Annotated in this window: 10 protein-coding genes; 3 read left to right on the top strand and 7 right to left on the bottom strand. The window is 66.6% G+C overall.

Going from position 1 to position 7,245, the window contains the following annotated elements:
• Positions 1 to 44: 44 nt before the first annotated feature.
• The 3 genes from MTBLM5_RS11335 to MTBLM5_RS11325 are packed head-to-tail and all read right to left on the bottom strand — an operon-like array spanning position 45 to position 2,324.
• Positions 45 to 1,367, bottom strand: a complete 1,323-nt coding sequence (locus tag MTBLM5_RS11335; RefSeq protein WP_173976227.1) for an ATP-binding protein — start codon at positions 1,365 to 1,367, stop codon at positions 45 to 47.
• On the bottom strand, positions 1,357 to 2,028 hold the full coding sequence (locus MTBLM5_RS11330; protein ID WP_173976226.1) for a response regulator transcription factor: 672 nt from the start codon (positions 2,026 to 2,028) through the stop codon (positions 1,357 to 1,359). The genes MTBLM5_RS11335 and MTBLM5_RS11330 overlap by 11 nt, the downstream gene beginning before the upstream one ends.
• Complete coding sequence (locus tag MTBLM5_RS11325) at positions 2,025 to 2,324, bottom strand: PepSY domain-containing protein (RefSeq protein ID WP_173976225.1); 300 nt, start codon at positions 2,322 to 2,324, stop codon at positions 2,025 to 2,027. Before MTBLM5_RS11325 ends, MTBLM5_RS11330 begins: the two co-directional genes overlap by 4 nt.
• Positions 2,325 to 2,438: 114 nt before the next feature.
• On the opposite strand from MTBLM5_RS11325, the gene MTBLM5_RS19060 reads away from it, so the two are divergent.
• Genes MTBLM5_RS19060 through MTBLM5_RS11315 form a run of 3 tightly spaced genes read left to right on the top strand, consistent with a single transcriptional unit; the run spans position 2,439 to position 3,843 of the window.
• Positions 2,439 to 2,567 carry a hypothetical protein gene (locus MTBLM5_RS19060; RefSeq protein ID WP_256367172.1) on the top strand — a complete coding sequence of 43 codons (129 nt, stop codon included), beginning with the start codon at positions 2,439 to 2,441 and terminating at the stop codon, positions 2,565 to 2,567.
• Positions 2,567 to 3,397 carry a DUF1924 domain-containing protein gene (locus tag MTBLM5_RS11320; RefSeq protein WP_173976224.1) on the top strand — a complete coding sequence of 277 codons (831 nt, stop codon included), beginning with the start codon at positions 2,567 to 2,569 and terminating at the stop codon, positions 3,395 to 3,397. Before MTBLM5_RS19060 ends, MTBLM5_RS11320 begins: the two co-directional genes overlap by 1 nt.
• A gap of 14 nt (positions 3,398 to 3,411) precedes the next feature.
• On the top strand, positions 3,412 to 3,843 hold the full coding sequence (locus MTBLM5_RS11315; RefSeq protein ID WP_068502792.1) for a diheme cytochrome c: 432 nt from the start codon (positions 3,412 to 3,414) through the stop codon (positions 3,841 to 3,843).
• A gap of 3 nt (positions 3,844 to 3,846) precedes the next feature.
• Here MTBLM5_RS11315 and MTBLM5_RS11310 read toward each other — a convergent pair whose 3' ends face one another.
• From MTBLM5_RS11310 to MTBLM5_RS11295, 4 genes are all read right to left on the bottom strand, one after another.
• Positions 3,847 to 4,476, bottom strand: a complete 630-nt coding sequence (locus tag MTBLM5_RS11310; protein WP_173976223.1) for an NUDIX domain-containing protein — start codon at positions 4,474 to 4,476, stop codon at positions 3,847 to 3,849.
• Positions 4,477 to 4,478: 2 nt separating this feature from the next.
• A complete protein-coding gene (locus MTBLM5_RS11305) occupies positions 4,479 to 4,949 on the bottom strand; it encodes a CopD family protein (RefSeq protein ID WP_173976222.1) in 471 nt (156 codons plus the stop codon).
• 3 nt (positions 4,950 to 4,952) lie between these two features.
• Positions 4,953 to 5,594: a ParA family partition ATPase gene (gene parA / locus MTBLM5_RS11300; RefSeq protein WP_173976221.1), complete on the bottom strand. Its 642-nt coding sequence runs from the start codon at positions 5,592 to 5,594 to the stop codon at positions 4,953 to 4,955.
• A 70-nt stretch (positions 5,595 to 5,664) separates the two neighbouring features.
• Positions 5,665 to 7,245, bottom strand: a complete 1,581-nt coding sequence (locus tag MTBLM5_RS11295; protein ID WP_254431005.1) for a hypothetical protein — start codon at positions 7,243 to 7,245, stop codon at positions 5,665 to 5,667.

The raw sequence follows: 7,245 nt of genomic DNA, 5'->3' as shown, positions 1-7,245 counted from the left end.
GGGTCAAGCCCGGCAATGACGACCAAGAAAGGCTGATCCGGATTTTATGCTCGCGGCTCTAGCCGGATCTCGGCCCTCAGGCCGCCCAGGTCCGAGCGGCCCAGCTCGAGCCTGGCGCCATAAAGCCGGGCCAGGTCGGCGACGATCGACAGGCCCAATCCGTGGCCGGGAATGGCCTCGTCCAGGCGGGCGCCGCGCCGGGTGACCGCCTGGCATTCGGCCTCGGACAGGCCGGGGCCGTCATCCTCGATCGACAACAGGCCGGGACGGGCCACGACCACCACCCGCGAGCGGGCCCATTTACAGGCATTTTCCGTCAGATTGCCGATCATCTCGGCCAGATCGTCGCTCTCGGCCGGGAAGGTGACATTGCCTTCGATCTCGACCCGGATGGAGATGGTGGGATGGACGCGGGCCAAGGTGCGGGCGACGTCGCCGGCCACCGGCGCCACCGCCACTTCGCTTCCGGCGACGCGGGTCAGCGTCGCCTCGGTCCGGGCGCGGGTCAGGTGGTGTTCCACCATCCGGCTGATGCGCTCGACCTGGGCGTCGATCTGGGCCGGGTCGGCGTGGCCGGAATCCAGCTCGGCCTTGACCACCGCCAGCGGTGTCTTCAAGCCGTGCGCCAGGTTGCCGACATGGGTGCGCGCCCGCTCGATCAGGTCGGCATCATGGTCCAGCACGGTGTTCAGCGCTTCGGCCAGGGGGGCGATCTCGGCGGGGAAGGGGCCATTCAGGCGACCGCCGGGGGTGCGGCGCAAGGCAGCCAGGTCATCGGCCAGGCGCGACAAAGGCCTCAGGCCGAAGCCGGCCTGGAACCACACCGCCACCACCAACCCGGCGCCCAGGCAGGCGAAGGACAGCAGTAAAACGGTGTCGAAACGGGCGATTTCGGCATCGAGATCACTGCGGGTGGCCGCGACCACCACATGGACCGGTTCCGGATTCGAGGCGAACGTCAGGTCGCGTTCGGCGGTCAGCAGGCGCTCGCCTTGCGGGCCGATGGCGGTGCCGAAGCGGGCCTGGCCGTCGGCCGATGGCGGTTCGACCGGCAGGTCGAAATCCCACAGCGAACGCGACCGCACCGGCGGCCCCTTGAAGCCGGAAATCTGCCAGTACCAGCCGGCATAGGGCTGGTCGAAGCGGGGATCGCCCAGCGAGCGGTTGACGATGACGCGACCGTCTGGGGCAACCTCGGCGGCGGCGACCAGGGCGCGCAGGCTGGACAGCAGGCGAAGCTGGAAGGTGCGCTGCAGGCTGTCCTCGAACGACAGGCGAAGCACCAGGCCGGCCGCCACCAGACCGGCTACCACCCACAAGGCGGCGGCCAGGATCAGGCGCGAGCGCAGCGACGAGCTAGGCCCCATCGGCGGCACCTTCCAGGCGCCATCCCTGGCCGCGCAAGGTGGTGATGATCTCGGCCTTCAGCTTCTTGCGGATGCGGCCCATCAGCACGTCGATGACGTTGGATTCGCGGTCGTCGTCGCGGTCATAGACATGTTCGATCAGTTCGGTGCGGCCGACCACCCGGCCGCGATGATGGGCCAGATAGGCCAGGATCCGGTATTCCTGGGCGGTCAGCGAGATGGCTTGGCCATCCACCCACACCCGGCCCTGGCTGGTATCGACGCGCAACGGGCCGCAGATGATTTCCGGACTGGAATGACCGGCGGCGCGGCGGATCAGCACGCGAACGCGGGTGATCACCTCGTCCATCTCGAACGGCTTGGTCAGATAGTCGTCGGCCCCGGAATCGAAGGCCTGGGCCTTGTCGGCCCAGCGGCCGCGTGCGGTCAGCACCAGGATCGGCATGGTCCGGCCCATCTCGCGCCAGCGCCGGATGACGCTGATCCCGTCCAGGCGCGGCAGGCCCAGATCCAGCACGATGGCGTCATAGGGTTCGGTCTCGCCCAGGAACAGGCCTTCCTCGCCATCGAAGGCGACATCGACCTTCATGCCGGCGGCTTCCAGCGCCTGCTCGATGCGAAGGTTCAGCTGCGGCTCGTCCTCGACGACAAGGACTCTCATTTTTGCTCCTTCTCGCGGCTTTTCAGAAGCGTGGCGTCTGTGGCGTCATAGATCAGCTTCATCACCCGGCCTTGGGGGGTGATCAGCTTGATCTCGTAGATGAAGCGGCCTTTTTCTTCTTCCAGTTCGGTCTCGATCACCTCGCCGGGGACGTCGGCGGCGACCTTTTCAAGGATTTTCGCCAGCGGCAGTACCTGGCCCGAGCGCAGGGCCTGGCGGGCGCGGTCGTGGTCCGATCCGGCCAGGGCCGGCGGCGCCAACAAGATCAGGGCAACAAGGATCGGTGCGGTCTTCATGGCCCCAGAATCGTATACATCGGATGAACGGTGGATGAACTGCTCCGTCAGCTTGGGTTCAACCGGTTGGTGTCATTGTCGCCTCAGTTGATCGCCCAGACAAGGAGCCGTCCGATGTTGTCCAAAATGTTGATCCACGGATTGATCGCCGCTTTCCTGGTCGGCGCCGCCGCCTCGGTCTACGCCGCCGCCTTCGCCCCGTCGCAAGGGCTGATGGCCCTGGCCCAGTTGGAGGACGAATAATGTCGGCCGCGCCCTACAAGCCGTCGCGCTGGGAATTCCAGGGGGTGCGCCTGTGGCACGCCGCACTGCTGGGCGGCTTCGTCATCGCCTGGGTGACCGGCGACGAGGACACCTATGCCATGCATCTGTTCGCCGGCTGGTGGGTGGCGGCGGTGGTGACGCTTCGCCTGGTGGCGGCCTTGCTGGCTCCGGCCGGCAGCCCGCTGGCGTTGAAGCGGCCCAATCGCAACCAGATGCTGACGGTCAGCATCCTGTCGACCCTGGCCCTGACGGTGCTGGCCGCCTTCAGCGGCATCGCCGCCGACGTCGCGCCCTTCCTGGAAGACCCGCACGAGGCACTGGCCGTGATGTCCTTGTGGGCGATCGGCCTGCATGTGCTGGTGGCGGTGATCGTGTTCAAGGGCCGTCAATGGCTGCGCCGGATGTCGGCCGCCCTGGTGCTGGTGGCCCTGGCAGCGGTTCCGGCCTGGGCGGCCGAGCCGGCTCGCGACGCCATCCTGGCCACTTATGCCGCCCAGGCCAAGCAGCAGGATGCGGGCTTTGCAGGCTTCTCGGCGGCGCGCGGCGAGGCGCTTTACCGTTCGCGCCACACCGTCAACCCCGAGATCGCCTCGTGCAGCACCTGCCATACCGACGACCCCACCAAGCCGGGCCGCCACGCCAAGACCGGGCGCGTCATCGAGCCGGTGGCCGTCTCGGCCAATCCCAAGCGCTTCATCGAAGCCGACAAGGTCGAGGAACGCTTCATGCGCGATTGCAAAAGCATCTTTGGGCGGGTCTGCACCGCCACCGAGAAGGGCGATTACCTGACCTTCCTGATCAACCGCTGACCCGGAGATTCGCGATGAAAAGACTGATCCTGGCCACCATCTTGTCCGTGGCTGTCGCGGCCCCGGCCATGGCCGGCGGCGACTGGGTGGCGCCGGTCAAGGACCCGCTGACCCTGAAGGAATGCGGTTCGTGCCACATGGCGTTCCAGCCGGCCTTTCTGTCGGCGGACGCCTGGCGCAAGATGATGTCCAACCTGGCCAACCATTTCGGCGACAATGCCGAGATGGCCCCCGACAAGGTCAGCGCCATCACCCAGTACCTGACCGCCAATGCCGGCGGCTATCGCCGCGGCGTGTCGGACAGCAAGATCACCGACACCGCCTGGTTCGCCCGCAAGCACCGCAAGGTTGCGCCCGAGGTGTGGACCCGCAAGGACGTGATGAGCCGGTCGAACTGCCCCGCCTGCCACAAGCAGGCCGAGCAGGGACTTTATGACGATGATTGATGGTCAGGCCGGGGCCTGATCCAGCCAGGCCTGGCGCAACAGGTCACGTTCCAGCATCAGCCACTGGATCGCCACCACCGCCATCGCATTGTTGATGCGGCCGTCCTTGACCATCTGATAGGCCTCGGTCACCGGAAGGGTGAAGACGCGGATGTCCTCGCCCTCGTGTTCCAGGCCGTGCAGCCCCTCGATGGTCGAGCAATCCACCGCCGCGCAATAAAGCCGGCAGGTTTCCGACGAGCCGCCGGCGGTGACCAGATAGGCGCCGATCTCGACCAGATGGGTGGGATCGGCGCCCGCTTCCTCCTTGGTCTCGCGCCGGGCCACATCGTCGGGATGCTCGCCCTCGTCGATGATGCCGGCGACGCATTCGATCAGCCACGGATACCAGCCGGCCGCCAGCGAGCCGGTGCGGAACTGCTCGATCAAGGCGACCTGATCGCGGGCCGGATCGTACAAGATCACCACCACCGCGTGGCCGCGCTCGAAGATTTCGCGGGTGATCTCGGCCGTCCAGCCGCCGGCGAAGGTGCGGTGACGCAGCCGATAGCGGTCGATCTGGAAATAGCCCTTGAAAACGGTGTCCTTGGCCAGGATCTCGACGTCGTCTTCGGTGAAACGCTTCTGGCTCATGGTCAATAGGCCCACAACGTGCCGGTGCCTCCGACCGCCAGGGTGACCAGGCCCAGCACCAGGTTGATGGTGACGATCTGGCGGATGCGCCCTTGCGCCGCCGCAGCACCCTTGATGTCGCCGGCCGCCAGCAGGGTCTTGAAACCGCCGAACGGGCCGAAATACAGATAGATGAAGTTGGCGACCATGATCAGGCCGGTGGCCTGCATGATGTCGATATGCAGGCCGCCGCCGCCGATGCCGCCGCGATAGCCCAGGAACAGCACGCCGTAGCCGGTGACCAGAAGCGCCGCGATCGAGGCCCACACCCAGGCGAAGAAGCGCGGCAGCACCTTGGACCACAGGGCCAGCCGTTCCGGCGGCGCCATGTCCATCACCGACGGACGCAACACCATGTGGGCGAAAAACATGCCGCCGACCCAGATCACCGAGGCGATCAGGTGGATGGCGAGGGCAAGGACGAAAGCGGCCATGGTCTAGAACCCCAGCTTTACAGCGATTTCATCGGCCAGCGCCTTGATTTCCTTGGTGGCGGTGTGGCGCGGGTTGCTTTCCAGCACGCCCTTGCCCTCCATCAGGCTGGCGGCGAACGACACGCGGTTGCCCAGCACGGCGGCGGCCACCGGCATCTCGGCCTGCTGGATCTTCTTGCGCACGGCATCGACCAGCTTGCCCTTGGCCGGCGTGCGGTTGAACACCACCAGGGCCGGGGTCTTTTCCTTCTTGGCCATGTCCAAGGTCGGCTGGGTCGCCCACAGATCCAACGGCGTCGGCTGCATCGGTACCAGGATCAGGTCGCCGCCACGCACGGCGATGCGGACATCGGTCTCGGCGTGGGGCGGGCTGTCCACCAAGATCAGGTCGCAGGTGCGCTTCAGGCGGTCCAACTCGGTCGCCAATCGCCAGCCCGAGGCCTGGACGAAGGTGATGCCGCCGCCGGCTTCGTCGACCAGTTGCTTCCTGACTTCGTACCACATCGCCAGCGAGCCCTGCGGGTCGATATCGATCAGTCCGACCTTGCGACCGCGGTTGGCGAAGGCCACGCCCAGTTGGGCGGCGATGGTGGTCTTGCCGGCGCCGCCCTTTTGCTGCGCAATGGTGATGATCTTGGCCGACATCGCGTGTTCCCCTGGGCCGTTGATGGTTTCAGGCTAGCCGCTTCGTCGGCTTTTGCAAGCGCGAGATGGGTTAACGTGCCACCTTGGAACCATCGCAACGGACGTTGATGGTGAAGATTTCCTCGTCGCTGGTCGAGCAGCGGTCGTCGGGGACCAGGCCGGGCGCCTCCTTGGCCAGTTCCGGAGCCAACGTCCATGGCTGGCTGCCGCGCAACACCGCGCAGCCGTGCCGCGCCAGGATGTCGGTCAGGCGGACGGGTTGGTTCCACTGCATCAAGCTGCGGTTCCACCAGGTATGGTCGTTGGTGAACCAGAAATATTCGTCCCTGGGCATGAAGGCGGCGAGCTTGGGCGAATAGCGCCCCTGCGCGTTCATGTCGCCCCGCTGCAGGGCATAGCCCAGCGAGGACGAGGCGTCGAAGCCGATCTTGGCGCAGCCCGCGAACCGGCTCATGTCGAAGCCTTGGGCGTCCTTGGTCCAGCCGTCCAGTTCCCGGGTCTGGCGCCATGCCGCCGAGATCGCGATCACGGCCAGCACCATGGGTACCGCCAGCCACAGGCGCCGGAAGGCGGTTTCGCCCATCAAGGGGCGCGACAGGCTCCAGACCGTCACCAGGGTCGGCCCGGTCAGCATCAGGGCCGGGATCATGTAATGGGACGCCGGCTGCTTGGCGATCATCACCACCGTCGCCACCTGGGCCAGGACCAGGCCCGCGGCCAGTCGGGCCATGCGGTCGCGCCCCAGCAATCCCCGCCGGCGCAGGCGGAAATAGAAGACCAGCAAAGCCAGGGCGACGACGATGACCAGTGTGAACAGCCACTTGCCGGAAAACAGCTTCAGAATGGCGCGCGGCAGCTTGGTCGGGTTGACGATGCCGGCCTCGCCGGTGCCATAGGCGCCGCTATGGGTCAGGATCCGGCCCCACAAATCGAAGAACAGGTCGGCCGAGGGCAGGGCGGGCGAGACGAAGACGAAGAAGGCGGCGATGGTGGCCAGCGGATAGACGACGAACAACTGGCGGGCCGGCAACAGGAACAAGGGCAGCAAGCCCAAGGCGGCGAACTGCAATTTGCAGGCGATGCCGAAGCCCATGACCAGACCGAACAGCCCGGCCATGCGGTCGCCGGGCCTTTCGGTTCTGACGGCGGCGAAGCCCAGGGCGGCAAGGGCCGCGGCAGCGGCGATGATCAGGGGTTCCGGTTTGGCGTGCAGGCCGAACTTGGCGATGATCGCCGACAGGAACGGCGAGGATTGCGCCACCAACGCGGCGGTGCGGCTGCCGGTGGCGGCCAGCACGGCGGCGCCCAAGCTGACCAGGGCCAGGGCGACGAAGGGATAGAAGGCCAAGGTGGCGACGATCAGATGGCGTTCCGGGTCTTTCAGGACCTGATCGACGATGGCGGCCGAACCTTCGCCCGGATGCATCAGCCGCAGCACTGCGGCGATGATGGCCTGGACCGGCGTGCCGGGATGGGACAGGTCGGTCGGCGCCAGGCCCTCGACCATGCGCAGGCCGTTCAACAGATAATAATAGTCGGGGTCCAGGTTGAAGACCTGCCACAACGGCAGGCTGACCCACAGCATCACGCTCAGCAGGGCTGCGAAGGCCAGCGGCAGCGGCCACAGGATCGGCGAGGCGAGGCGGTGCAC

The sequence above is a fragment of the Magnetospirillum sp. LM-5 genome (assembly GCF_902729445.1).
GTDB lineage: Bacteria > Pseudomonadota > Alphaproteobacteria > Rhodospirillales > Magnetospirillaceae > Magnetospirillum.
Note: the sequence above shows the minus strand (reverse complement) of the source record. Positions and strands in the feature narration are given on the sequence as shown.